The sequence below is a fragment of the Amycolatopsis sp. NPDC104819 genome, from assembly GCF_055583145.1.
Map to the genome: position 1 here is coordinate 72,507 of NZ_JBVJON010000016.1, position 23,290 is coordinate 95,796.

The window sequence follows — 23,290 nt, forward strand, 5'->3', positions numbered from 1 at the left end:
GAGGCCGTCCGACCGGAGAATTTTCGCCACGGACTGTGACGAAAGCCAGGTTAAAGGTATGTTTCCGAACCAGGCGGGACCGTGGTCCGGGTGATAGACCTGAGCGATGCACCTCAGTCCGCAGGAGCGCGACAAGCTGCTCATCCACGTGGCGGCGGACGTCGCGCGGCGGCGGTTGGACCGGGGCGTCCGGCTCAACTACCCGGAGGCCGTCGCGCTGATCACCGACCACGTCCTCGAAGGGGCCCGCGACGGGCGCACGGTCAGCGAGCTGGTCGCGAGCGGCCGGACCGTGCTCGCGCGGGCGCAGGTGCTCGACGGCGTGCCCGAGATGGTCGACTCCGTGCAGGTCGAGGCCACTTTCCCGGACGGCACGAAGCTCGTCACCGTGCACGACCCGATCGTCTGAGAGGTCCGCGATGCACCCTGGCGAGATCATCCCCGGCGACGAGCCGGTCGAGCTGAACGCGGGCCGCGCCCGCGTCCGGCTGCTCGTGCGCAACCTCGGCGACCGGCCGGTGCAGGTCGGCTCGCACTACCACTTCGCCGCGGTGAACCCGGGCCTCGAATTCGACCGCGACGCCGCCCGCGGGCATCGGCTCGACGTCCCGGCCGGCACGTCCGTGCGGTTCGAACCGGGCGTCGAGCGTGAGGTCGACCTGGTGCCGCTCGCCGGCGCGCGCCGTGTTCCGGGCCTGCGGTCCGAATTTTCGGGAGAGTTCTGAAATGCCGCAGATCGACCGCGAGCGTTATGCCGAGCTTTTCGGGCCGACCACCGGTGACCGGATCCGGCTCGCCGACACCGACCTGCTGATCGAGGTCACCGAGGACCGCTCGATGGGCCCCGGCGGCTCGGGCGACGAGGTGCTCTTCGGCGGCGGCAAGGTCATCCGCGAGTCGATGGGCCAGGGCACGGCGACCCGCGCCGAGGGCGCGCCCGACCTGATCATCACCGGCGCCGTGATCCTCGACCACTGGGGTGTGGTCAAGGCCGACGTCGGTGTGCGCGACGGCCGGATCGTCGGCATCGGCAAGGCGGGCAACCCGGACACGATGGACGGCGTCGACCCCGCGCTGGTCATCGGCCCATCGACGGAAGTGCTGTCCGGCAACGGGAAGATCCTCACCGCGGGCGGCATCGACTGCCACGTCCACTTCATCTGCCCGCAGCTCGTCGACACGGCCCTGGCGGCCGGACTGACCACTTTGGTCGGTGGTGGCACCGGCCCCAACGAGGGCACGAAGGCCACGACCGTCACGCCCGGCGCGTGGAACCTCGGCCGGATGCTGTCCGCGATGGACGGTTACCCGGTCAACGTCCTGTTGCTGGGCAAGGGGAACACCGTCCGGCACGAGGCCCTGCGGGAGCAGCTGGCCGCCGGCGCGGGCGGGTTCAAGCTGCACGAGGACTGGGGGACGACGCCCGCCGCGATCGACGCGTGTCTCACGGTGGCCGACGAAGCCGGGGTCCAGGTGGCCATCCACACGGACACGTTGAACGAGGCCGGGTTCCTGGAATCCACTGTGGACGCGATCGGCGGGCGTTCGATCAACGCGTACCACACCGAAGGCGCCGGCGGCGGGCACGCGCCGGACATCATCCAGGTCGTCTCGCTGCCGAACGTGCTGCCGTCGTCGACCAACCCGACCCGGCCGCACACGGCCAACACCCTCGACGAGCACCTCGACATGCTGGTGGTCTGCCACCACCTGAACCCGTCGGTGCCCGAGGACCTCGCGTTCGCCGAGAGCCGGATCCGGCCGTCGACCATCGCCGCCGAGGACGTCCTGCACGACATGGGCGCGATTTCGATGATGAGCTCGGACTCGCAGGCGATGGGCCGGATCGGCGAGGTGATCATCCGGACCTGGCAGACGGCGCACGTGATGAAACGCCGTCGTGGTGCCCTGCCCGGCGACGGCGCCGCGGACAACCTGCGTGCACGTCGTTATGTCGCCAAATACACGATCAACCCGGCCATCGCGCACGGGATGGAGACCGAGATCGGCTCGGTCGAGGTCGGCAAGCTCGCGGATCTGGTCCTGTGGGAGCCGAAGTTCTTCGGCGTGCGGCCGCACGTGGTGCTGAAGGGCGGTTTTCCGGCGTGGGCGGCGATGGGCGACGCGAACGCGTCCATCCCGACCCCGCAGCCGGTCATGGCGCGCCCGATGTTCGGCGCTTCGATCGGCGCGGCGCTGAGCCTGCACTTCGTCGCGTCGTCCGCTTTGGACAGTGGACTGCGGGAGACGTTCGGCATCACGCGTCCGCTCGTCGCCGTGTCGAACATGCGTGCGCGGACCAAGGCGGACATGGTGCTCAACGACGCCACGCCGGACGTCCGGGTCGAGCCGGACAGCTTCGCCGTGCACGTCGACGGTGAGCTGATCGAGCCGCAGCCGGTGACGGAACTGCCGATGGCCCAACGGTACTTCTTGTTCTGATGGACCTTTCGGCGCTGATCCTCGCGGACTCCCGCTTCCCCGGCGGCGGGCACGTCCACAGTGGCGGGCTCGAGGAAGTCGTCGCCCGTCGGCTGGTGACTTCGGTGCGCGACCTCCCGGGATTCCTTTCCGGACGGTTGCGGACGGCGGGCTCACTGGCGGCGGTTTTTGCTGCTGCCTCGGCGCATGCGGCTGCTCGGTCTTTCGCTAGTGGACACTGGACGCGCTTGGACGCCGAGCTGGACGCGCGGACACCGTCGCTCGCGCAGCGGGAGGCGTCGCGAGCGCAAGGGCGGGGAACCGCGCGGGCCGGGCGGATCGCTTGGCCCTCACCGGTGCTTTCCGCTCTGCTGGAGGAAACTCCGCGGCCGCACCACCCGATCGTGCTGGGTGCGCTGGCCGGTGGTGCGGGCGGTTCGCCGTACGACGCCGCGATGGCCGTCGCCTACCTGGCGGTGAGCGGGCCGGCCAGTGCGGCGGTGCGGCTGCTGGGGCTGGATCCGTTCGCCGTCAACGCCGTGGTCGCGCGGCTCGATCTTCGTTCGGTTTGTGAGGCCGCGGCCGCGGTCGCCGGGGACGATCCGGCGGCGCTGCCGTCGCCGGGTTCGCCCGCGTTGGATCTGTTCGCCGAGGCACACGCCCGGCACCACCAGGAAGAGGTGCGTCTCTTTGCCAGCTGAAGGCCACGGCCACGGTCACTTCCACGAGGTCAACTTCGACCCGACGGCCGCCGAACCGGACCACTACGACGCCGCGCCGACGGCCGGGCGCGCGTACCGGATCGGCATCGGCGGCCCGGTCGGCTCCGGCAAGACGGCGCTGACGGCGGCGCTGTGCCGCGCGCTGGGTGACGAGGTCAACCTCGCCGTGGTCACCAACGACATCTACACCACCGAAGACGCGGACTTCCTGCGCCGCGCGGGTGTCCTCGACCCGGAACGGATCGAGGCGGTGCAGACGGGCGCGTGCCCGCACACGGCGATCCGCGACGACATCACCGCGAACCTCGACGCCGTCGAACGGCTGGAGGAGAAGTTCCCGGACCTGGACCTGGTGATCATCGAAAGCGGCGGCGACAACCTCACCGCCGTGTTCAGCCGCGGCCTGGCCGACAGCCAGGTGTTCGTGGTGGACGTCGCGGGCGGCGACAAGGTGCCGCGCAAGGGCGGCCCGGGGGTCACGACGGCGGACCTGCTGGTGATCAACAAGATCGACATCGCGCACCTGGTCGGCGCGGACATGGACGTGATGACGTCGGACGCGCACCGGATGCGCGGTCCGCTGCCGGTCATCACGCAGTCCCTTGTGGACACACCGGACGCCCCGGCGGTGGCCGACTGGGTCCGCTCGTTGCTGCCGGTCCGCGCGGGGTGAAGGCCCACGCCCGGCTGACGGCGTGCTTCGACGGCTCACGCACGGTGTTGCGCGAGCTGCGTTCGATGGCGCCGTTGACGCTGTTCCCCCGCCGCGGCGGGGGAAGGACGGCGGTGGTCCACCTGGTCAACTCGGCGACGGCGCCGTTGGGTGGCGACGACCTGCTGCTGACCGTTCATGTCGGCCCGGGTGCGTCGTTGCGCCTTTCGGGCGTGGCGGCGACCCTGGCCCTGCCGGGGCTTCGGGGTGAGGGTTCGCTGTCCACAGTGGAGGTTTCGGTGGAGGACGGTGGCTCGCTGGAGTACCTGCCTGAGCCGACGGTGGTCACGGCCCGTGCTCGGCACACTGCCGTGTTCCGGGCTTCGCTGGCTGCCGACGCGTATATGCACACGCGTGAGGTGCTGGTGCTGGGGAGGGCGGGGGAGCGTCCGGGTTTATTGACCACCACGCAGAACGTGACGCGGGGTTCGGTGCCGGTGCTGCGTCAGACTTTGACGGTGGGTGATTCTGCTTTGGACTCCAGTCTGGCGGTGCTGGCTGGGCGTCGGGTGCTGGCGACGGATCTGGTCGTCGGCGGGCCGGAGCTGCCGGCGGAATCCGGTGAGTGGTGGTCCCGGACGCCGCTCGCGGCCGGCGGGATCCTGACGACTTCGTTGGCGCCGGACGCGGTGGCGGCGTTGGCGCCGTTCTGAGCAGCCCCCGATTTCCACGCTACCGGAGGGCGCCGACAGTTTCGGGCGTCCGTCGCCACCGCCATGAATGACTCATTCATGGCGTCGGACGTAGTGAATGACTCATTCATGACGTCGGTGGTGCCGTCGAGTCGCGGGGACCCGATCGCTCGCCGGGGAAGACCCCCTGCGCCGTCCCCGGCGAGCGTCAGAACTTGGTGCCCAGCCAGCTCATCGCCACCGGGCCGCCGATCGACACTCCCGCGATGTGCTCCAGCAACGGGAACTCCTGCCACGTCACCGAAGCGCCCGAAGACCTCCAGCGGTCGCGCAGGGCCGTGCCGACGCTGAACGGGATCAGCTCGTCCGCCGTCCCGTGGTACAGGAACACCGGGGCCGCGGGCGCCACCGTGCCCAGCAGGTTCGCGTTCAGCCGGGCCTGCCAGCGCGGGTCGTGGATCGGGTCGGGCACCGTCACGAAGTCCCGCAGGTGCGCGAACGGCGCCGCCGCGCCCAGTTCGACCGTGCACGCCTGGGACACCTTCGAGACCGCCGCGCGGCCGCGGTCGTTCAGGATCGAGTCGAACGGCAGCTCCGGGTACGCCGCGGCGAAACCCGTTGCCGCGCCGAGGACCAGGCCGAATGCCGCGCCGCCGTCGTTCGAACAGAACACCGCGTTCAAGTCCGCCGGCACCCCGCCTGCCGCGACTCCGACCACCCGCAGCGAAGGCGCGTAGGAAGCCTGCAGCTCCGCCGCCCACGCCGCGGCCTGGCCGCCCTGCGAATACCCGAACACGCCGACCGGCCCGGCGGCCGACAGACCGGCGCCCGGAACCCGGGCCGCCGCGCGGGCCGCGTCGAGGACCGCCCGGCCCTCGGACTGCCCGACCGCGTACGTGTGCGTGCCCGGTGTGCCCAGTCCTTCGTAGTCCGTGACAACCACCGCCCAGCCCTGGGACAGTGCCTGCGCCAGCAGAGCGCTCTCGTTCTCGATACCGTGCGCCAGGAGGTTCGACGGCGCGCACCGGTCGCCGAGCCCGTGTGTGCCCACCGCGTACGTGACCAGCGGACGCGGGCCGCCGCGCAGCCAGGGTGCCGCCGGCACCAGCAGAGTCCCGGAGACGGCGTTCGGCGCGCCGGTCGCCGACGTCGAACGGTAGAGGAGGTGCCACGCCCTGACCGGCGCCGGGAACGGGCCGACGAAGACCGTCGTCGGGCGCTGGTCCAGCAGGGTTCCGGGTGCGTTCGACGCGTTCGCCGCGGGGGCGGCCGCCACGAAAAGGAGCGTGACGGCGACCAGTAACCGACGAAGCACCCTTGCCTCCGGCTGGTGGTAATCGAGATTTTCACAAGTTAGCCACCCCGGTAGGATCTGACAATCCCTCGAAAGGAGGAGAGAGCCGGTGGCTCGCACCTACGGCGGGGTCACGGCCGAGAAGCGCCGTGCCGACCGGCGCGAGCGGTTGCTCGTGGCCGGCCTGGAGCTGTTCACCTCCACCGGTTTCCGGCACACCAAGATCACCGAGCTGTGCGCGCGGGCGGGGGTGTCGACGCGGAACTTCTACGAGGAGTTCACCAGCAAGGAAGACGTGCTCCGCACCCTCCACGACCGGATCAACAGCCTCGCGCTCGCCCACGTGACGGCGGAGGTCGAAAAGGTCGCGGACGCCGACGCGCTCACCCGCATCTCGACGCTGCTGGACGTCTTCATCGCCACGGTCACCTCGGATCCGCGGATGCCGCGCCTCAACTACGTCGAAGCGGTCGGCGTCAGCGCCGAGCTGGAGGCGCAGCACCAGGTGTGGGTCGACCGTTGGGCGAACTTCATCGCGGCGGAGGCGAGCCGCGCCGCGGACCACGGCGTCGCGCCCAAACGGGACTACCGGCTGACGGCGATCGCGCTGGTCGGCGCGGGCACCGGGCTGCTGCGCGAATGGCAGGCGCACGAACCGCCGCTGCCGGTGGAAGAGGTCGGCGCGGAGTTCCGCGCGATGATGCTGGCGGCCATCATGCGCCCGGAAAAAATCTTGGAACTGCCGGGCAACCCCGGTGCTGTCCCGGACGTGAACGAGTCGAGCCGGGAGGGGGAGCAGGGGGGACCCCGGCCGAAGTGAAGGCCCTGTTCCCGGCAGCGGACGCCGGGAACAGGGCCTTCACGGCACTTTACGCCGGGCGGACCGTCGGCAGGCCGAGTGCCACCGGGCCGGCCGTCTGGCACAGGTCGTGGCAGGTGTTGTCGAGCGTGCAGCACAAGGAGCAGATCGGGCCGCTCTGCTTCGCGCAGTCGGCGATGTCCGGCAGCTCGTACGGATCACCGCAGACCGAGCAGGTGTAGGTCGCCTGAAGGTCGGCGTCGGGCCCGGCGACGTCGTTCGGCCGGGCCAGGTAGTACTTCCCGCGTGTCACGACGGCGAGCGTCGGCACCAGCACGATCGCGATCAGCAGGGCCAGCAGCGGGCTGAACGCGGCCAGGAACGGCCCGAAGGCGCCGAAGTACGCCACGATCGACACCGCCGAAGCGACGAGCATCGAGCCGAACCCGACCGGGTTGATCTTGTGCAGGTAGGCCCGCTTGAACTCGATGTGCTGCGGGGACAGCCCCAGCGGCTTCGCGATCACGAGGTCGGCGCAGACCGCGCCGATCCACGCGATCGCGACGTTCGAGTAGAAGCCCAGGATCTTGTTGAGGAAGCCGAACGCGCCGAACTCCATCAGCGCGAGCGCGATCCCGCAGTTCACCAGCACGTACCAGACGCGGCCTGGGTGCTTGTGCAGAACGCGGGAGAAGAAGTTCGCGAACGACAGCGACCCCGAGTACGCGTTCGTCGTGTTGATCTTGATCTGCGAGACGACGACGAACAGCGCGGCGAACGTCAACGCGACCGGGCCGAGCGCCGGCTTGACCGCTTCGAGGTACGGCGCGATCGGCTCGAGCGCGTGCGTCTGGCCGACCACGCCGAGCGCGAGGAACGCCAGCAGCGCGCCGCCGATCTGCTTCGCGGCCCCGAGGATCACCCAGCCGGGCCCGGCGGCGAGCACCGCGGCCCACCACGAGCGTTTGTTCTCCGCCGTCTTCTCGGGCATGAACCGCAGGTAGTCGGCCTGTTCGCCGATCTGCCCGATCAGCGACAGCGCGACACCCATGCCGAAGCCGAACCCGATCGCGGAGAACCCGGCGCCGGCGCCCTCGGTGCCCCCGAAGTGGGTGAACTCGGCGAACTTGCCGGGTTCGCGGACCAGCACGACGACGAACGGCAGCACCAGGCCGGCGATCCACAGTGGCTGCGTCCAGGTCTGCATCTTCGCGACCGCGCCCATGCCGTAGAGCGCGAACGGCAGCACGATCAACGTCGCCAGGAGGTAGCCGATCGGCAGCGGGATGCCGAGGGCCAGCTCGAAGGCTTGGCCCATGATCGAGCCTTCGAGGGAGAAGAAGATGACGGTGAAGCTCGCGTAGACGAGCGAAGTGAGCGTCGACCCGAAGTAGCCGAAGCCGGCTCCGCGGGTCAGCAGGTCCATGTCCACTCCGGACTTCGCGCAGGCGGCCGCGATCGGCACGCCGGTCGTGAAGATCACGACGGCCGCGGCGAGGATCGCGAGCACCCCGGACGTGAAGCCGTAGGAGAGGACGATGCTGGCGCCGATCGCGAAGTCGGCGAGGTAGGCGATGCCGCCCAGCGCCGTCGTCGCGACCACGAACGGTGACCATTTCCGGAACGAATGAGCGGCGAAGCGCAGTGAATAGTCCTCGCGGTTCTCGTTGGCCGCGAGCGGGGCGTACCGGCGTTTCGGCGGAGCGCTTTCTTCGGCGTTCGACAGGGTCTCGGTCATGCCTGCCTCCGGGGGTGGTGGGGAACGCGCCGAAGGTAGGTCCGTCCTGTATCGATCCTGGTCCGGCGGGTAACGCACGGGTTACGGCTTGTTGTCCAGCGGTTACGCCGCGGTGGTGTCGGGTGTCACCGTTCTGTGGGTTCCGCCGCAGCTCGGAAGGCCCTAACGTGCCTAAGGCCGAAGTCGACTGATGCCCCGACCGGGCGTGGAGGTTTGGCGATGACGCCGAGGATCGAGGACCAGGTGGAAGACGCCGTAGTTCGCCTGCCCGGAATGCGGGTCGCGTACGACGGCGCGGCGTTCGACGAGTCCGCCCTGGCGGCCACGTGGACCGACCAGCTCCAGGGGTGGCTGAACCAGGCCGTCTCCTCGGGGATGGCCGAACCGAACGCGATGGTGCTGGCGACGGCGGACGCCGAAGGCCGGCCGTCCTCGCGCACGGTGCTGTGCAAGGGTCTCGACGACCGCGGTGTCGTGTTCTACACGAACTACACCTCCGAGAAGAGCCACGACCTGACCGCGACGCGCTACGCCTCGGTGACCTTCCCCTGGTACCCGCTGCACCGCCAGGTGCACGTCCGCGGCGAGGTCGAGAAGGTTGGCGTCAAGGAGACGGCGGAGTACTGGGCCCAGCGCCCGCGCGGCTCGCAGCTGGGGGCGTGGGCGTCCCCGCAGTCCCGGGTGGTCGACGGCCGCCGCGCGCTCGACAACGCGCTGCACGGCATCGAGCGCCGCTTCGCCGACACCGAGCAGATCCCGGCCCCGCCCCACTGGGGCGGCTGGCGCATCCGCCCGGACCTGGTGGAGTTCTGGCAGGGCCGCGAGGACCGCATGCACGACCGGCTCCGCTACGTCCGCAACGACGACGGCTGGCAGATCGAGCGCGTCGCCCCCTGAGCCGGGGCGTCAGCCGCACTGCATGGTGCACCTCGCTTCCCCGAAGCGGCCGGCTTCGAGGTCGGCGGTCCGGATGACCCAGTAGAGCGACCCGACGTCGCCCCACATCATCTCGGTGGCCTTTTCGCTCGTGATCTCCGCGAGCAGCACCCAGCGGGCCGCTTCGTCGGCCAGCCGGGGATCGGCCCAGGAGCCGTCGAGCAGCACGGCGGCGACTTCGACCTCGACCGCGCCCTGAACCGGGCTCGCGAACCCGCCGACGTGGTGGCCGAGCCCGTCACCGGCGGCGTCGTAGACCAGGTCGCCGAAGACGTCGGTGCCTTCGTCGAGCTCCTCGGCCGCCTCGGTCAGGGTGTCGCCGCTCGCGGTCGTGGTGCGGTCCAGCAGGATGTGCTCCCGCTCGGGAGCGGTGGCCACGACCTCGGCGTAGTTGTCCTGGGCGGGGTAGGGGACAACACCGCCGGGCGCGCTCCTGGGCGTGACCGCCGCGTCCGCCGGGACGAAGAGCACCCGGCCGCCCTCGGCGTCTTCGACCGCCGCCGAATCGGCTTGGACGGGCCGCCGGTCGCCGTCGAAGTAGAAGAACATCAGCGTGCCCGCTTCCGGCAGCGGAACGCTCAGGAACTCTCGCGGCAGCGCGCCGCAGTCGACGGCCGCGACGAAGTTGAGCGGCCCGTGGCCCGGCCAGATGGGCCACTCCGTCTCCGCCGGCAGCTCCGGATCACCGCCGAGCCGCGCCACGCGCGGCCCTTCCCCGGCCGGGACCAGCCGGATCCCCGGCCGCATCAGCCCGGTCCACGCCGTCGCCAGCTCGGCGGGCAGCCGGTCGTGGGCCAGGGCACTGAGTCGATCTCCCCAAGAAGTCACCCGTTGATCTTGGCAGGGGGGTCCGACAAAACGCCGGTTTCGAGCGCCTCGATCCTGGGTTGTGCACAGCCCGGGAAGGGTCGTGAATGACTCATTCATGACCTCTGACGAGGTGAATGAGTCATTCACGGCATCGCAGCGGCCCGCCGGTCACGTTCGCCCCGACTTTGCCGGAACCCTGCCAGGAAGGGCGGGGGTCTGCTTTCGAGGACGTCGGCCGCCAGGGAAGGCGGTTTCCGGCGGTCAGCGCAACACTGCTGGTCGGTGGTGCCAGGCAACTGTGAAATGCGTTCGGCTGGGCCGTCCCAGCCGAGGGGCATCCGCGGCCGCCGGACAGGCGGCCGGCGTTGATCCCGGCCTGCCGCGCGGCTGCCGACGGCTCGGTCTCGGCCGCGTCCGGCCGGACCGGGCGACGAAAATCACGCGCGGGTTAATAGTTAGCCGAGCTAAGCTCGTTTGTTGTGACTGGTGAACCGGGGACCTTGCCGCCCCGCTCGGGACTGCGGGGGCTGCTCGGCCGCATCATCGTCGACACCCGGCCGCTGAAGATCCCGGCCTTCCGGCGGCTCTGGCTGTCCACTGTGGTCACCGCCGTGGGCACCCAGCTGACCGCCGTCGCGGTGCCCAAGCAGGTCTTCGACCTCACCGGCTCCTCCGCCTACGTCGGCCTCACCGGGCTCGTCGCGCTCGTCCCGCTGCTGGTCTTCGGCCTCTGGGGCGGCGCCATCGCCGACGCCGTCGACCGGCGGAAGCTGCTGCTCGTCACCAACGTCGGGGTCGCGATCACCTCCGCGCTGCTCTGGCTGCAGGCGTTCGTGAACTTCGGCTCGGTCTGGCTCGTGCTCGCCCTGCTGGCCCTCAACCAGGCGTTCTTCGCGATCAACATGCCCACCCGCGGCGCAGTGGTCGCCCGGCTCGTCCCGGCCGAGCTGCTGCCGTCGGCGAACGCGCTGAACACCACCATGTCGACCTTCGGCGCCGTCTTCGGGCCGCTGATGGCCGGGGCGCTGATCCCCGTCCTCGGCCTCTCGACGCTCTACCTGATCGACGTCGTCGCCCTCACCATCACGCTCTTCGCGGTCTGGCGGCTGCCGTCGATCCCGCCGCTCAACGGCCCGTCGCGCCGCGCCGGCATCGGTGACGTCGTCGACGGCTTCCGGTACCTCGGCGGGCAGAAGATCCTGCTGGCCTCGTTCGTCGCCGACATCATCGCGATGGTGTTCGGGATGCCGCGGGCGCTGATCCCCGAAATGGCCGAACGCACCTTCGGCGACCCGCCCGGCGGCGGCCCCGCGCTCGGCTGGCTCTACGCCGCGCTGCCCGCGGGCGCGATGCTGATCGGCCTGTTCTCCGGCTGGCTGACACGCATCCACCGCCAGGGTGTCGCGGTGGTCGTCTCGATCTGCGCGTGGGGCGCCGCGGTGGCCGCGTTCGGGCTCGCGCACTCGCTCTGGCTCGCGGTCCTCTTCATGGCGCTGGCCGGCGCCGCCGACATGGTCAGCGCCGTCTACCGGATGGCGATCCTGCAGACGGCGACCACCGACGAGATGCGCGGCCGGCTCCAGGGTGTGTTCACGGTGGTCGTCGCGGGCGGCCCGCGGATCGCCGACCTGACGCACGGCTGGGGCGCCGCGGCGTTCGGCACGGAAGCCGCGGCGACCGTCGGCGGGCTGCTGGTCATCGTGCTGGTGTGCGCCTCGATGCTGGTGCTCCCGGCGTTCTGGCGGTACCGCGCGCCCGGAGCGTGACGAAGCGGGTACGGTGCGGGACATGCGCACCCTCGCCGTCGTTTTGGTCGCTTTTGCCGCTTTGACTGCCTGCTCCTCGGGGGACGAGCCCTCGAAGGCGCCTTCGTCCTCGAAGCCGTCCCCGGCGCCCAGCTCGAAGGCCGCCGCGGCCTCGCTGGACCCGTGTCAGCTGCTGCCCGCCGACGCCGTGTCGAAGGCGCTCTTCCTCGACAACCTCAAGGCCGTCCCGGGCCCGGTGCAGGACAACGCGGCCAACGGCGGCAAGGCCCGCAGCTGCGAGTACCAGCACGACGGCAAGGCCGCGGGCGCTCTCGCGGTGACCCGCTACGAGGGCCGCCAGGCGAAGCCCGCCGACATGGTGGCGTCGATCAAGAAGGCGAAGGCGGGCGCGCAGGACGTCGCCGGCTTCCCGGACGGCGCCGTGTACTACGTCGACGACCAGAAGACGGCGACGCTCGCCTCGGCGGAGCTCGTGTCGGGCACACCCGTGCTGGTCAACTACACCGGCCCGGCCAAGATGACGCCGGACGTGATGGCGCCGCTGGTCAAGAAGGCCCTCGAAGCGAGCTGACGCTCACCGGCGCAGCGCCGCCAGCTCGACCGGGCTGTGCGCCGAGAACACCGTGACGTCGTTCTGGTGGTCGCGCGCCAGCTCGTGCAGCCGCGCCAGGTTCTCCAGCCGCGGCCCGCGCAGCGTCTGGACGATGTTCTGGAACGCCGTCAGCCCGGGCGGGCAGTGCGGCGCGACCGGGTCCAGCTGGCCGTGGAAGAAGTACGCGTCGCCGGCGTGCAGCAGCCAGCCCGCGCCGGTGTCGACCGCGACGCCGGTGTGGCCGCGCGTGTGGCCGGTGAGCGGGACCAGCAGGATCTCCTCGGGCAGCCCCTTGAGCGCGCGGACGGCGTCGAAGCCGAACCACGGCTCGCCCGTCTCGTCGTAGGTGCTCCACAGCGGGTGGTGCGCGAACTGCGCGGCCCGGTAGCGGTTCTTCTCGGCCGCGTTCGCCGGGGCCGTCGCCGCCCGGTGCTCCTCCGCGCGGACGTGCACCACGGCGTTCGGGAAGTCGGCGAGCCCGCCCGCGTGGTCGACGTCGAGGTGGGTCATCACGATGTGCCGGACGTTCGCCGGGTCGAGGCCGAGCGCCTTGATCTGCGCGACGGCCGTCTCGGCGGCCTGGGGCTTGGCGCCGACCATCGTCAGGAACGGCCGGCCGAGCCACTCACCCGGGCGGGCCACCCCGCGGCTGCCGAACCCGGTGTCGACCAGCACCAGGTCGTCGCCGGTCTCGATCAGCAGGCAGTGCGCGACCAGCTCGGACCGCCGCAGCAGGCCGGGTTCGCCGTCGAGCAGCCTGCCGCCCGCCGGGCGCATGGTTCCGCAGTTCAGGTGGTGCACCTTCATACGCTGCTCCTGGTGCTCAGCCGGAGGAACTCGGTCTCGTCGTGCGCGGCGAAGACGGTGACCTCGTCGCCGTGCTCCTGAACAAGCTGGCGCAGGCGGCGATGATTGTCCAGCCGGGCGCCGCCGACGGTTTCCATCCGGCCCTCGAACCACTTCAGGCCCGGCGGGCAGTGCGGGGCGGCGGGGTCGACCTGGCCGTGGAAGAAGTACGAGTCGCCGGCGTTGAGCAGCCAGCCGCTGCCGGTGTCGACGGCCACGCCCGCGTGCCCGCGTGTGTGCCCGGAGAGCGGGATCAGCAGGATCTCGGGCGGCAGGCCGTCGAGCTGCCGGACGGCGTCGAAGCCGAACCACGGCTCGCCACTGTCCGCATAGGACGTCCACTGTGGACCGTGGGCGAACTGGATCCGCCGGTACCGGCCGCGTTCCTTGCTGTCACGCGGTTCTTGGAACGCCCGCAGCTCTTCGGCGTAGACGTGCACACGGGCCCACGGGAAGTCGATGAGGCCGCCCGCGTGGTCGAGGTCCAGGTGCGTCAGCACGATGTCGCGGACGTCGGCCGGGTCGAAGCCGAGCGCCCGGATCTGCGCGATCGCGGTCTGCGCGGGGTCGGCGATCGGGTTGGATTGGCGGACGAACCCGGCGCCGAGCCAGGCTTCCCGGTCGACGGCGGCCGGGGTGCCCATGCCCGTCTCGACGAGCACGAGACCGGTGTCCGTCTCGAGCAGCAGGCAGTGGCAGACCATGGTGGCGCGCCGGAACAGGCCCGGCTCGCCGTCGACGAGCTTGCCGCCGAGCGGCCGCATGGTGCCGCAGTTCAGGTGGTGGACGCGCATCAGGAGAACTCCCGGTCGAGGGTGGTGTGCAGGTGGGTGGCGACGGCGCGCAGCGGCGCGACGTCCTTGCGGGTGCGGGCCAGCAGCAGTCCGCCTTCGATCGTGGCGAGCACCACGGTGGCCAGCTCGTCCGCGCGGTCCGCGGAAAGTCCTTGGGTGGCCAGGTAGTCCGCGAGGATGCCGTGCCAGGACGAGTAGCCGTCCGCGCAGGCTTCCCGGATCGGCTCGCTCGCCGCGGCGGCGTCCAGTGCGACCGTCGCGAGTGGACAGCCGCGCTGGAAGTCCGACTCCGTCAGGAATCCCGCGAGCGCTTCGACGGCCTGGGTGATCGCCGTCGGGGCGTCGGGCGCGGCCTGCACGATCGCCCTGAGCATCGCGCCGGTGCGCTCGCTCGAAAGCCGGACGGCCTCGGCGGCGAGCTGCTCCTTGCCGCCGGGGAAGTGGAAGTAGAGCGACCCCTTGGGCGCGCCCCCGGCCGTGGTCAGCTGGGTGAGGCCGGTGGCGTGGTAGCCCTGGGTCTGGAACAGGTCGGCGGCGGTGTCGAGCATCCGCTGCCGCGTGTCGGTGCGGCGAACCATGCCACGACCGTAGCGCAAACTATGACGACCGGTCTAGTGACTTCGCGGATCGGTAAGGTCGTCGCATGGGCAACCCGACCGGTCAGCAGTTCGAGATCACCCGCGGCAACGCGCGCGCCATCGTCACCGAAATCGGCGCCGGGCTGCGCGCGTTCGAGGTCGGCGGAGTGCCGTACGTCGAGGAGTTCCCCGAAGACGCGAAGCCGCCGAAGGGCGCCGGGCAGGTCCTGCTGCCCTGGCCGAACCGCACCAAGGCCGGCAAGTGGACGTTCCAGGGTGAGGAGCAGCAGCTCGAGATCACCGAGGCCGCGCGCGGCAACGCCATCCACGGCCTGACCCGCCACCTCGAGTGGGAGCTGCTGGAGCACGCCGAGTCGTCGATCACGATGGCCGTCGACGTCGAGGTGCAGCCCGGCTGGCCGATGCCGCTGCGCGCGACCGTCACCTACGAGCTCGCGCCGCGCGAACTGACCATCACCCACGAAATCCGCAACGAGGGTGAGCAGCCGATCGGCGTCGGGGTCGGCACGCACCCGTACTTCCGGATCGGCGACGTCCCGACCGACGACCTGACCCTGACGCTGCCCGCGAGCCGCGTCCGGCCGTACGTCGGCGACGAGCAGATGCCGTACGCGCCGGAGCAGGACGTCGAAGGCACCGAGTACGACTTCCGCGGCGGGCGCGTCCTCAAGGACGTCGACCTCGACACGGCGTTCGGCACGCTGTCGGCGGCTTCGGACGGCACGCACCACTTCGTCCTCGGCCACGAAGACCAGCAGCTCGTCGTCTGGACCGGCCCCGACTTCCGCTGGGCGCAGGTGTTCACCCCGGACGACCTGGTCGGGCGCGGCCGGGCCGTCGCGATCGAGCCGATGACCTGCCCGGCCGACGCGCTCAACACCGGCACCGACCTGATCGACCTCGAGCCCGCGGCGTCGTGGTCGGGCAGCTGGGGCATCCGGGTCCGGTGACGCCGCTTCGCCTGAGCGTCGCCGACGCGGGCGAAGTGCTGACGCTGCAACGCGCCGCGTACGTGACCGAAGCCCGCGCGCACGACGACTTCGACCTGCCGCCGCTGCTGGAGACGCTGCCCGAAACGCGGGCGGCGCTGAAGACCGGTCTTTCGTGGGGCTTCCGGGACGAGGGGCGGCTGGTGGCGTCGGTGCGGCTGACGGTGTCCGGGCCGGTCGCGACGGTCGGCCGGCTGGTCGTGGCGCCGGACCGGCAGGGTGAGGGGCTGGGCAAGGCGCTGCTCCTGGCCGCGGAGGCCGCGGCGCCCTCGGCCGTGACGATCTTCCGGCTGTTCACCGGGTCGAAGAGCGTGGGGCCGCAGGCGTTGTACCTCAAGCTCGGCTACCGCGAGACGCACCGGACGCCGGAGCACGGCTACGAGCTCGTCCACTTCGAGAAGGCCCGTGTGGAGAGTTCCCGGGCAGTTCGTTAGCGTGGCGAACTATGGCGAAGGCAATTGTCGGGGGCTACGTCGTCCCCATCGACGGTGATCCCATCGACGGCGGCACGGTCCTGATCGACGACGGGAAGATCGTCGCGGTCGGCGCCGAGGCCGACGTCGACATCCCGGAGGACGCCGAGCTGGTCGACGCGGCCGGCACCTGGGTGCTGCCCGGGTTCTTCGACGCCCACGCGCACCTCGGGGTCCATGAGGACGGGGAAGGGTGGGCCGGCAACGACACGAACGAGATGACCGACCCGAACGGCGCCCGCTTCCGCGCGATCGACGGCATCGACCCGTACGAGCCCGGCTTCGACGACGCGCTGGCCGGCGGCGTCACGAGCGTCGTCATCAAGCCCGGCTCGGGCAACCCGATCGGCGGCCAGACGATCGGCGTCAAGACGTGGGGCCGCAGCATCCTCGACATGGTCTTCGCGGAGCAGGTCAGCGTGAAGAGCGCGCTCGGCGAGAACCCGAAGCGCGTGTACGGGGAGAAGAAGCAGACGCCGTCGACCCGGCTGGGTGTCGCGGCGATCCTGCGCGAGGCGTTCACGAAGGCCCGCAACTACCAGGCGAAGCGCGCGCACGCGGAGTCCGAGGGCAAGCCGCACGAGGTCGACCTCACGATGGAAACGCTGTCGAAGGTCCTCGACGGCGAGCTGTACTGGGACCAGCACGTCCACCGCGCCGACGACATCGTCACGGCGCTGCGGCTGGCCGACGAGTTCGGCTACAAGCTGGTGATCAACCACGGCACCGAGGGCCACCTGATCGCGGACCTGCTGGCTTCGCGCGACGTCCCGGTGATCCTCGGGCCGCTGTTCACCACGAAGTCCAAGGTGGAGCTGCGCAACCGGACACTGCGGTCGGCCGGCATCCTGGCCCGCGCGGGCGTCAAGATCGCGATCACGACGGACCACCCGGTGATCCCGATCAACTTCCTGGTCTACCAGGCGGCCCTGGCCGTCAAGGACGGCCTCGACCCCGCGACGGCCCTGCGTTCGCTCACCGTGAACCCGGCTGAGATGCTGGGACTGGACGGGCAGATCGGGTCGCTGAAGCCGGGCCTGGACGCGGACGTGGTGCTGTGGAGCGGCGACCCGCTCGATGTGATGAACCGCGCGCTGCGGGTGTTCGTCCGCGGCGCCGAGGTGTATCACTTCGACGAGCAGCTGGGCGAGGGTGTTTCCGCGGACCGCAGGTACCGCGAAACCCGCTGAGTTTCGGACGGCACGCCGGTTACCGGGCGGTTCCGGCGTGTCGTCCGAATGTTCCCGAGTGATCGGGGCCGTGACTCGATCACGCTGCTTCCGGCCCTGATCACGCCGAGCCGGGTCAGCTCGCCTTCAGCTCCCGTGCGATGACCATCCGCTGGATCTGGTTGGTCCCCTCGAAGATCTGCGGCACCTTCGCCTCCCGCATGTACCGCTCCACCGGGAAGTCCCGCGTGTACCCGGCCCCGCCGAGGACCTGGACCGCGTCCGTCGTCACCTTCATCGCGCCGTCCGTGGCCACCAGCTTGGCGATCGATGCCTGCCGCTGGAACGGCAGCCCGCGGTCGCGTCGCCGGGCCGCCTCCAGGTACGTCGCGCGGGACGACTCCACCGTCGCCGCCATGTCGGCCAGGAGGAACTCGACGCCCTGGAAGTCGATGATCGGGCGGCCGAACTGCGAGCGGCCCTTCGCGTACTGCACCGCTTCGTCCAGCGCCGCCTGCGCCAGGCCCACCGCGCACGCCGCGATGCCGAGGCGGCCCGAGCTCAACGACGACAGCGCGATCCGGAGACCGTCGCCCTCGGCGCCCACGCGCCGGGAAGCGGGCACGCGCGCGTTGTCGAAGATCATCTGGGCCGTCGGGGATCCGGTGAGGCCCATCTTGCGCTCGCGCGGCGCCGCCGAGAGGCCGTCCGTCGACGCCGGGACCAGGAGGCACGAGATGCCGTGGCCGCCGTCGTCGCTCGTGCGGACCATCGTCGTGTAGAAGTCGGCCGCTCCCGCGTGGGTGATCCACGCCTTCGTGCCGTTGACGACGTAGTCCGAGCCGTCGAGACGCGCGCGCGTGGTCAGGGCCGCCGCGTCCGAGCCCGCCTGGGTCTCCGACAGCGCGTACGCCCCCAGGAGCGAGCCCTCCAGCATGTCCGGGAGCCAGCGGTCGCGCTGCTCGTCGGTGCCCCACTCGGCCAGCGCGTAACAGGACATCGTGTGCACCGAGAGGCCGACGCCGACCGTCATCCACGCGGCCGCGAGCTCCTCGAGGACCTGCAGGTACACCTCGTACGACAGCTCGCCGCCACCCCAGCGCTCCGAGTACGGCAGCCCCAGCAGCCCGGACTTGCCGAGCAGGCGGAACTGCTCGCGCGGGAACTCCTCGGCCTCCTCGGCCGCGGCCGCCCGGGGCGCGAGCTCGTCGCGCGCGATCTCGGTGGCCAGCGCGAGCAGGTCCTCGGCGGCCGAATCGGGCAGCAGGCGTTCGGCGGGCATCGTCGTCCTCCAGCAAAACGGTACTGAAAACAGTACTGTGGGCCCGCTTAGAGTACAGTAAGAAGAGCCTGGGGTGGCCGACTGGACGTAAGGGATAGTGGTCCGATGGAAGCCCGTCGCCGGCCCACGGCTCGCCAGCGAGCCCTGCTCGCCGACCTCGAGGCGCTCTTCCTCGCCGAAGGGTTCGCCGTCTTCACGCTGGAGGACATCGCCACCCGCCTGCGCTGCTCGAAGTCGACGCTCTACGCGCTCGCGCCGAGCAAGGAGCAGCTCGCCGTCAAGGTCGTCACGCAGTTCTTCCGGGGCGCCGCGGAGCGGATCGAGGAGCGGATCGCCGGCATCGACGACGCCCGCAAGCTCATCGGGGAGTACCTGGACGGCGTCGCCGAGCACCTGAACCGGGCGTCCGCGGCGTTCATGCGCGACCTCGCCGAGTTCGGCCCGGCCCGTGAGGCCTACCAGCTCAACAGCCGGTACGCGGCGAAGCGGCTTCGCGACTTCATCGACCAGGGCGTCGCCGAAGGGGTGTTCCGCGACGTCCACGCGCGCCTCGTGGCGGAGATGACCGGGCTGATCATCGAAGGCATCCAGACCGGGGTGCTCGGCCGGCGCACCGACGTGTCCGACGCCGAGGCGTTCACCGCCCTGGGTGAACTGCTCCTCGGCGGGCTGAACAAATAGCGGACAGGAATTGTCAGCCTCCGGTCACTTAAACTCCTCCTCGTGATCGTCGTAGGCGGAGAAGCTCTGGTCGACCTGGTTCCCGGCGACCCCCTGGATTCCACTGTGGACGGTGGGTTGCGCGCGCTGCTGCCGCGGCTCGGCGGCGGCCCGTACAACGTCTCGCTGGCCGCCGGCCGGCTCGGCGTGCCGACGGCCTTCCTCTCGCGCGTGTCCACCGACCGCTTCGGCGACGCGATGGTCGAGCGCCTGCACGCCTCGGCCGTCGACACCACGCTGCTGCAGCGCGGAGACGAGCCGACGACGCTGGCCGTCGTCGCGCTCGACGCGAAGGGCGCGGCGCACTACACGTTCTACGTCGAGGGAACCGCCGACCGGCTCGTCGCCGACCCGGGTCCGCTGCCGGAAAACGTGACGGCGCTCTCGCTCGGCACGCTCGGCATGGTCCTCGAGCCCGGCGCCTCGGCGTACGAAGCGATGCTGCGGCGCGAGGCCGCCCGCGGCGTGCTGACCGTGCTCGACCCGAACATCCGCGAAGCGCTCATCACCGATCCCGCCGCCTACCGCGCCCGGTTCACGTCCTGGCTGCCGGACGTCCGGCTGCTGAAGATCTCCGACGACGACGCCGCGTGGCTCACCGAAGGCGCCGACCCGGTCGCCGCGGCGAAGACGTGGATCGAGTCCGGTGTGGACGTCGTGGTGCTCACCCGGGGCGCCGACGGCGTCGCGGTGATCACCGCCGCAGGTGAGCTGGCCCACGTGCCGTCGCGCAAGGTGACCGTCGTCGACACGATCGGCGCGGGTGACACGGTCCAGGGCGCGCTGCTGGCCTGGCTGCACACCCACGATGTCACTGACCTGGCCGCACTGGACGCGGACGCGTGGCGCGAAGCTCTCACGTTCGCCGCGAAAGCGGCCTCGATCACCGTCTCCCGCAGCGGCGCCGAACCGCCGACGTCGGCCGACATGGCATCCACCGTGTGAACCTGGTCCCAAAGGGGCCCCCAGGAGCAACGTCACCGCTGCGCGAACACACGTTTCTCGACTAGCGTAGAGGGGCATTCTTCATACCCCAGCGGGGCGGTGTGCAGCGAGGCGCCAGTGTTTCCTCGCGTGAACACGTGGCTACCTGTGGAACGTACAGGCGCCGCCGGCCCGTGCCCAACGTGAGAGGGACTTGCATGTCCGACGCGACGACTGCGGGGCAGTCCGGCGGCGAAACCGCGAAGCTGACCCTGCCGAGTGGCGAGCACGAGTTCAAGATCGTCCACCCGGTCGAGGGCGCGCCCGGGATCGAACTGGGGAAGCTGCTGGCGCAGACGGGGCACATCACCTACGACCCCGGCTTCGTCAACACCGGCGCCGCGTCGTCCGCCATCGCCTACATCGACGGTGACGCCGGCATCCTCCGGTACCGCGGGTACCCGATCGAGCAGCTGGCCGAGAAGTCGACCTTCGTCGAGGTCTCCTACCTGCTGATCTACGGCGAGCTGCCGACCGAGGCCCAGCTGGCCGACTTCACCGAGAAGATCCAGCGCCACACGCTGCTGCACGAGGACCTCAAGGCGTTCTTCAGCGGCTTCCCGCGCGACGCGCACCCGATGCCGGTGCTGTCCAGCGCGGTGTCGGCGCTGTCGACGTTCTACCAGGACTCGCTCGACCCGTTCGACGAGCCGAACGTGGAGCTGTCCACCATCCGCCTGCTCGCCAAGGTCCCGACCCTGGCCGCGTACGCGTACAAGAAGTCCGTCGGCCAGCCGCTGCTGTACCCGGACAACTCGCTCGGCCTGGTCGAGAACTTCCTGCGCATGACGTTCGGCTTCCCGGCCGAGCCGTACGAGGTCGACCCGGACGTCGCGAAGGCGCTCGACCTGCTGTTCATCCTGCACGCCGACCACGAGCAGAACTGCTCGACCTCGACGGTGCGCCTGGTCGGCTCGTCCGAGGCGAACCTGTTCGCGTCGATCTCGGCCGGCATCAACGCGCTGTTCGGCCCGCTGCACGGCGGCGCGAACGCGGCGGTCCTCGACATGCTCGAGGGCATCCAGCGCGACGGCGGCGACGTCGCCAAGTTCGTCGAGCGGGTGAAGAACAAGGAAAAGGGCGTGAAGCTGATGGGCTTCGGGCACCGGGTCTACAAGAACTACGACCCGCGCGCGAAGATCATCAAGAACACCGCGGACGAGATCCTCGGCAAGCTCAAGGGCGGCGACCAGCTGCTCGACATCGCCAAGAAGCTCGAAGAGACCGCCCTTTCGGACGACTACTTCATCGAGCGCAAGCTGTACCCGAACGTGGACTTCTACACCGGCCTGATCTACCGGGCGCTGGGCTTCCCGACGAAGTTCTTCACGGTGCTGTTCGCGCTCGGCCGCCTGCCGGGCTGGATCGCGCACTGGCGCGAGATGATCAACGACCCGGCCACCAAGATCGGCCGCCCGCGGCAGATCTACACCGGCTACCCGTCGCGGGACTACATCCCGATGTCGGAGCGCTGACCTTTTAACCCTCCTGAACGCCCCGTCGTGCACTGGCACGGCGGGGCGTTTATCGTTGGGCCGCGTGACCAGAGAAGCACCCGTTGTCCTGTGGTTCCGCCGCGACCTGCGGCTGGGCGACCACGCCGCGCTGCTCGAAGCGTCGAAGCACAGCAGGCACGTCCTCGCGCTGTACGTCCTCGACGAGGCGCTGCTGAAGCCGGGTGGCGCGCCGCGGGCGGCGTTCCTCTACGGCTGCCTGGAAAAGCTGGACGAGCAGCTCGGCGGCCGCCTGATGGTCGTGCGTGGCGAGCCGGCGGCCGAAGTGGTGAAGGCGGCCAAGAAGATCGGCGCCGCGGCGGTGCACGTCAGCGCCGACACCGGCCCCTATGGACGACGCCGCGACGCCGAGGTCGCCAAAGCGTTGGCGGACAACAACATCGACTGGGTCGAGACAGGATCCCCGTACGCGGTGACGCCGGGGCGCGTGACCAAACCGGACGGTGACCCGTACCGCGTCTTCACGCCGTTCCACCGCGCCTGGACCGCGCACGGCTGGCGAGGGCCCGCCGACACCGGACCGTCCCTTGTGGACTGGGTCGAGCCGCCTCGCTCGCTGAAGATCCCCAAGCCGCCGCGCGTTTCGGCGTCGCTGCCCGAGCCGGGTGAGCAGGCCGCGCTGGACGTCTGGCACGCCTTCCTCGACGGCGGGCTCGAAACGTACGACACCGACCGCGACCGGCCGGACCGGGAAGGGACCACGCGCATTTCGCCGTACCTGCGCTGGGGGTGCGTCCACCCGCGGACGCTGCTGGCGGACCTCGCCGGGAACGACGGCGCCGGCGCGAAGTCGATGCGGGGCGAGCTGTGCTGGCGCGAGTTCCACGCCGACGTCCTGTGGCACCGGCCGGAAACCGCGCGCAAGAACTACGACGCGCGGTTCGACAAGATGAAGCACGACAACGACAACGAGGCGTTCGAGCAGTGGTGCGCCGGCCGGACCGGCTACCCGATCGTCGACGCGGGGATGCGGCAGCTGCTGGCCGAGGGCTGGATGCACAACCGCGTCCGAATGGTCGTCGCGAGCTTCCTGGTGAAGGACCTGCACCTGCCGTGGTGGCTCGGTGCGCGGCACTTCATGAAGCACCTCGTCGACGGCGACCTCGCGTCGAACCAGCTGAACTGGCAGTGGGTCGCGGGCAGCGGCACCGACGCGGCGCCGTACTTCCGGATCTTCAACCCGACGACACAGGGCGAGAAGTTCGACCCGAACGGCGACTACGTCCGCAAGTACGTGCCGGAACTGCGTTCGGTGGCCGGGAAAGCGGTCCACAAGCTGAAGGACCGCCCCGAGGACTACCCGGAGCCGATGGTCGACCACGCCCACGAGCGCCAGGTGTCCTTGGAGCGGTACGGCACGATCACGTCGTGGGGGGTTTGGGGGGGGGGGGGGGGGGGGAAAAACCACGAAAGGGGGGAGCGCGCAAGGGCTCCCAAAGCGTGGTGCGGGCGCCAACCCCCCGCACGCTGTTGTCCCGAATCCCCCCGCCCACCAAAA

Annotated in this window: 24 protein-coding genes; 17 read left to right on the top strand and 7 right to left on the bottom strand. The window is 70.6% G+C overall.

Features of this window, described 5'->3' with window-relative positions; translation table 11 throughout:
* Window positions 1–106: 106 nt before the first annotated feature.
* From ACZ63E_RS38465 to ACZ63E_RS38490, 6 genes are read left to right on the top strand one after another with little or no spacing between them, the layout of a single operon-like run.
* Window positions 107–409, top strand: a complete 303-nt coding sequence (locus ACZ63E_RS38465) for an urease subunit gamma (protein ID WP_465341259.1) — start codon at window positions 107–109, stop codon at window positions 407–409.
* Between the two features lie 10 nt (window positions 410–419).
* Complete coding sequence (locus ACZ63E_RS38470) at window positions 420–725, top strand: urease subunit beta (RefSeq protein ID WP_465301964.1); 306 nt, start codon at window positions 420–422, stop codon at window positions 723–725.
* Between the two features lies 1 nt (window position 726).
* Entirely contained in the window at window positions 727–2,442 is a 1,716-nt protein-coding gene (locus ACZ63E_RS38475; protein WP_465341260.1) for an urease subunit alpha, read from the top strand.
* The gene (locus tag ACZ63E_RS38480; protein WP_465341261.1) at window positions 2,442–3,122 is read left to right on the top strand and encodes an urease accessory protein UreF; all 681 of its coding nucleotides are present in this window, start codon (window positions 2,442–2,444) and stop codon (window positions 3,120–3,122) included. The genes ACZ63E_RS38475 and ACZ63E_RS38480 overlap by 1 nt, the downstream gene beginning before the upstream one ends.
* A complete protein-coding gene (ureG, locus tag ACZ63E_RS38485; protein ID WP_465301970.1) occupies window positions 3,112–3,816 on the top strand; it encodes an urease accessory protein UreG in 705 nt (234 codons plus the stop codon). Before ACZ63E_RS38480 ends, ureG begins: the two co-directional genes overlap by 11 nt.
* Window positions 3,813–4,508, top strand: coding sequence for an urease accessory protein UreD (locus ACZ63E_RS38490; RefSeq protein WP_465341262.1), 696 nt, complete (start codon window positions 3,813–3,815; stop codon window positions 4,506–4,508). The genes ureG and ACZ63E_RS38490 overlap by 4 nt, the downstream gene beginning before the upstream one ends.
* Before the next feature lie 187 nt (window positions 4,509–4,695).
* On the opposite strand, the gene ACZ63E_RS38495 is transcribed toward ACZ63E_RS38490, so the two are convergent.
* Entirely contained in the window at window positions 4,696–5,802 is a 1,107-nt protein-coding gene (locus tag ACZ63E_RS38495) for a lipase family protein (RefSeq protein WP_465341263.1), read from the bottom strand.
* Window positions 5,803–5,890: 88 nt separating this feature from the next.
* On the opposite strand from ACZ63E_RS38495, the gene ACZ63E_RS38500 reads away from it, so the two are divergent.
* Window positions 5,891–6,601 (top strand): TetR/AcrR family transcriptional regulator, encoded by a 711-nt coding sequence (locus ACZ63E_RS38500; protein ID WP_465341264.1) that lies wholly within the window; start codon window positions 5,891–5,893, stop codon window positions 6,599–6,601.
* A gap of 49 nt (window positions 6,602–6,650) precedes the next feature.
* On the opposite strand, the gene ACZ63E_RS38505 is transcribed toward ACZ63E_RS38500, so the two are convergent.
* Entirely contained in the window at window positions 6,651–8,318 is a 1,668-nt protein-coding gene (locus tag ACZ63E_RS38505) for a purine-cytosine permease family protein (RefSeq protein ID WP_465341265.1), read from the bottom strand.
* A 219-nt stretch (window positions 8,319–8,537) separates the two neighbouring features.
* Between ACZ63E_RS38505 and pdxH the strand changes: the two genes are divergently transcribed.
* A complete protein-coding gene (gene pdxH, locus ACZ63E_RS38510) occupies window positions 8,538–9,215 on the top strand; it encodes a pyridoxamine 5'-phosphate oxidase (protein ID WP_465301980.1) in 678 nt (225 codons plus the stop codon).
* A gap of 9 nt (window positions 9,216–9,224) precedes the next feature.
* Here the strand turns inward: pdxH and ACZ63E_RS38515 are convergent, their stop codons facing one another.
* Window positions 9,225–10,082, bottom strand: coding sequence for a YwqG family protein (locus ACZ63E_RS38515; RefSeq protein WP_465341266.1), 858 nt, complete (start codon window positions 10,080–10,082; stop codon window positions 9,225–9,227).
* 482 nt (window positions 10,083–10,564) lie between these two features.
* Between ACZ63E_RS38515 and ACZ63E_RS38520 the strand changes: the two genes are divergently transcribed.
* Both ACZ63E_RS38520 and ACZ63E_RS38525 read left to right on the top strand, forming a co-directional pair.
* Window positions 10,565–11,830 carry an MFS transporter gene (locus tag ACZ63E_RS38520; RefSeq protein WP_465341404.1) on the top strand — a complete coding sequence of 422 codons (1,266 nt, stop codon included), beginning with the start codon at window positions 10,565–10,567 and terminating at the stop codon, window positions 11,828–11,830.
* Between the two features lie 22 nt (window positions 11,831–11,852).
* A complete protein-coding gene (locus ACZ63E_RS38525; protein WP_465341267.1) occupies window positions 11,853–12,401 on the top strand; it encodes a DUF3558 family protein in 549 nt (182 codons plus the stop codon).
* 3 nt (window positions 12,402–12,404) lie between these two features.
* On the opposite strand, the gene ACZ63E_RS38530 is transcribed toward ACZ63E_RS38525, so the two are convergent.
* From ACZ63E_RS38530 to ACZ63E_RS38540, 3 genes are read right to left on the bottom strand one after another with little or no spacing between them, the layout of a single operon-like run.
* Window positions 12,405–13,229 carry an MBL fold metallo-hydrolase gene (locus ACZ63E_RS38530; RefSeq protein ID WP_465341268.1) on the bottom strand — a complete coding sequence of 275 codons (825 nt, stop codon included), beginning with the start codon at window positions 13,227–13,229 and terminating at the stop codon, window positions 12,405–12,407.
* Window positions 13,226–14,062 (bottom strand): MBL fold metallo-hydrolase, encoded by an 837-nt coding sequence (locus ACZ63E_RS38535; RefSeq protein ID WP_465341269.1) that lies wholly within the window; start codon window positions 14,060–14,062, stop codon window positions 13,226–13,228. The genes ACZ63E_RS38530 and ACZ63E_RS38535 overlap by 4 nt, the downstream gene beginning before the upstream one ends.
* Entirely contained in the window at window positions 14,062–14,640 is a 579-nt protein-coding gene (locus tag ACZ63E_RS38540; protein WP_465341270.1) for a TetR/AcrR family transcriptional regulator, read from the bottom strand. The genes ACZ63E_RS38535 and ACZ63E_RS38540 overlap by 1 nt, the downstream gene beginning before the upstream one ends.
* Window positions 14,641–14,705: 65 nt before the next feature.
* Here ACZ63E_RS38540 and ACZ63E_RS38545 point away from each other — a divergent pair, with 65 nt between their 5' ends.
* From ACZ63E_RS38545 to ACZ63E_RS38555, 3 genes are read left to right on the top strand one after another with little or no spacing between them, the layout of a single operon-like run.
* Window positions 14,706–15,611, top strand: coding sequence for an aldose 1-epimerase family protein (locus tag ACZ63E_RS38545; RefSeq protein ID WP_465341271.1), 906 nt, complete (start codon window positions 14,706–14,708; stop codon window positions 15,609–15,611).
* Window positions 15,578–16,084 carry a GNAT family N-acetyltransferase gene (locus ACZ63E_RS38550; protein WP_465341272.1) on the top strand — a complete coding sequence of 169 codons (507 nt, stop codon included), beginning with the start codon at window positions 15,578–15,580 and terminating at the stop codon, window positions 16,082–16,084. Before ACZ63E_RS38545 ends, ACZ63E_RS38550 begins: the two co-directional genes overlap by 34 nt.
* A gap of 11 nt (window positions 16,085–16,095) precedes the next feature.
* Window positions 16,096–17,313, top strand: a complete 1,218-nt coding sequence (locus ACZ63E_RS38555) for an amidohydrolase (RefSeq protein ID WP_465341273.1) — start codon at window positions 16,096–16,098, stop codon at window positions 17,311–17,313.
* 115 nt (window positions 17,314–17,428) lie between these two features.
* Here the strand turns inward: ACZ63E_RS38555 and ACZ63E_RS38560 are convergent, their stop codons facing one another.
* Window positions 17,429–18,574, bottom strand: coding sequence for an acyl-CoA dehydrogenase family protein (locus ACZ63E_RS38560; protein WP_465341274.1), 1,146 nt, complete (start codon window positions 18,572–18,574; stop codon window positions 17,429–17,431).
* A 105-nt stretch (window positions 18,575–18,679) separates the two neighbouring features.
* Here ACZ63E_RS38560 and ACZ63E_RS38565 point away from each other — a divergent pair, with 105 nt between their 5' ends.
* From ACZ63E_RS38565 to ACZ63E_RS38580, 4 genes are all read left to right on the top strand, one after another.
* Window positions 18,680–19,255 carry a TetR/AcrR family transcriptional regulator gene (locus tag ACZ63E_RS38565; protein WP_465302000.1) on the top strand — a complete coding sequence of 192 codons (576 nt, stop codon included), beginning with the start codon at window positions 18,680–18,682 and terminating at the stop codon, window positions 19,253–19,255.
* Between the two features lie 42 nt (window positions 19,256–19,297).
* Window positions 19,298–20,239 (top strand): carbohydrate kinase family protein, encoded by a 942-nt coding sequence (locus ACZ63E_RS38570; RefSeq protein ID WP_465341275.1) that lies wholly within the window; start codon window positions 19,298–19,300, stop codon window positions 20,237–20,239.
* A gap of 197 nt (window positions 20,240–20,436) precedes the next feature.
* Entirely contained in the window at window positions 20,437–21,753 is a 1,317-nt protein-coding gene (locus tag ACZ63E_RS38575; RefSeq protein WP_465302004.1) for a citrate synthase, read from the top strand.
* A 64-nt stretch (window positions 21,754–21,817) separates the two neighbouring features.
* The coding region (locus ACZ63E_RS38580) for a cryptochrome/photolyase family protein (protein WP_465341276.1) at window positions 21,818–23,290 on the top strand (1,473 nt) is incomplete at its 3' end.

Excerpts from the sequence above, each read along its gene's own strand:
- ACZ63E_RS38560 (WP_465341274.1), bottom strand. The coding sequence starts at position 18,574 with ATGCCCGCCGAACGCCTGCTGCCCGATTCGGCCGCCGAGGACCTGCTC.
- ACZ63E_RS38545 (WP_465341271.1), top strand. The coding sequence starts at position 14,706 with ATGGGCAACCCGACCGGTCAGCAGTTCGAGATCACCCGCGGCAACGCG.
- pdxH (WP_465301980.1), top strand. The coding sequence starts at position 8,538 with ATGACGCCGAGGATCGAGGACCAGGTGGAAGACGCCGTAGTTCGCCTG.
- ACZ63E_RS38465 (WP_465341259.1), top strand. The coding sequence starts at position 107 with ATGCACCTCAGTCCGCAGGAGCGCGACAAGCTGCTCATCCACGTGGCG.
- ACZ63E_RS38555 (WP_465341273.1), top strand. The coding sequence starts at position 16,096 with ATGGCGAAGGCAATTGTCGGGGGCTACGTCGTCCCCATCGACGGTGAT.
- ACZ63E_RS38525 (WP_465341267.1), top strand. The coding sequence starts at position 11,853 with ATGCGCACCCTCGCCGTCGTTTTGGTCGCTTTTGCCGCTTTGACTGCC.
- ACZ63E_RS38575 (WP_465302004.1), top strand. The coding sequence starts at position 20,437 with ATGTCCGACGCGACGACTGCGGGGCAGTCCGGCGGCGAAACCGCGAAG.
- ACZ63E_RS38470 (WP_465301964.1), top strand. The coding sequence starts at position 420 with ATGCACCCTGGCGAGATCATCCCCGGCGACGAGCCGGTCGAGCTGAAC.
- ACZ63E_RS38565 (WP_465302000.1), top strand. The coding sequence starts at position 18,680 with ATGGAAGCCCGTCGCCGGCCCACGGCTCGCCAGCGAGCCCTGCTCGCC.
- ACZ63E_RS38530 (WP_465341268.1), bottom strand. The coding sequence starts at position 13,229 with ATGAAGGTGCACCACCTGAACTGCGGAACCATGCGCCCGGCGGGCGGC.
- ACZ63E_RS38540 (WP_465341270.1), bottom strand. The coding sequence starts at position 14,640 with ATGGTTCGCCGCACCGACACGCGGCAGCGGATGCTCGACACCGCCGCC.
- ACZ63E_RS38475 (WP_465341260.1), top strand. The coding sequence starts at position 727 with ATGCCGCAGATCGACCGCGAGCGTTATGCCGAGCTTTTCGGGCCGACC.
- ACZ63E_RS38480 (WP_465341261.1), top strand. The coding sequence starts at position 2,442 with ATGGACCTTTCGGCGCTGATCCTCGCGGACTCCCGCTTCCCCGGCGGC.
- ACZ63E_RS38535 (WP_465341269.1), bottom strand. The coding sequence starts at position 14,062 with ATGCGCGTCCACCACCTGAACTGCGGCACCATGCGGCCGCTCGGCGGC.
- ACZ63E_RS38505 (WP_465341265.1), bottom strand. The coding sequence starts at position 8,318 with ATGACCGAGACCCTGTCGAACGCCGAAGAAAGCGCTCCGCCGAAACGC.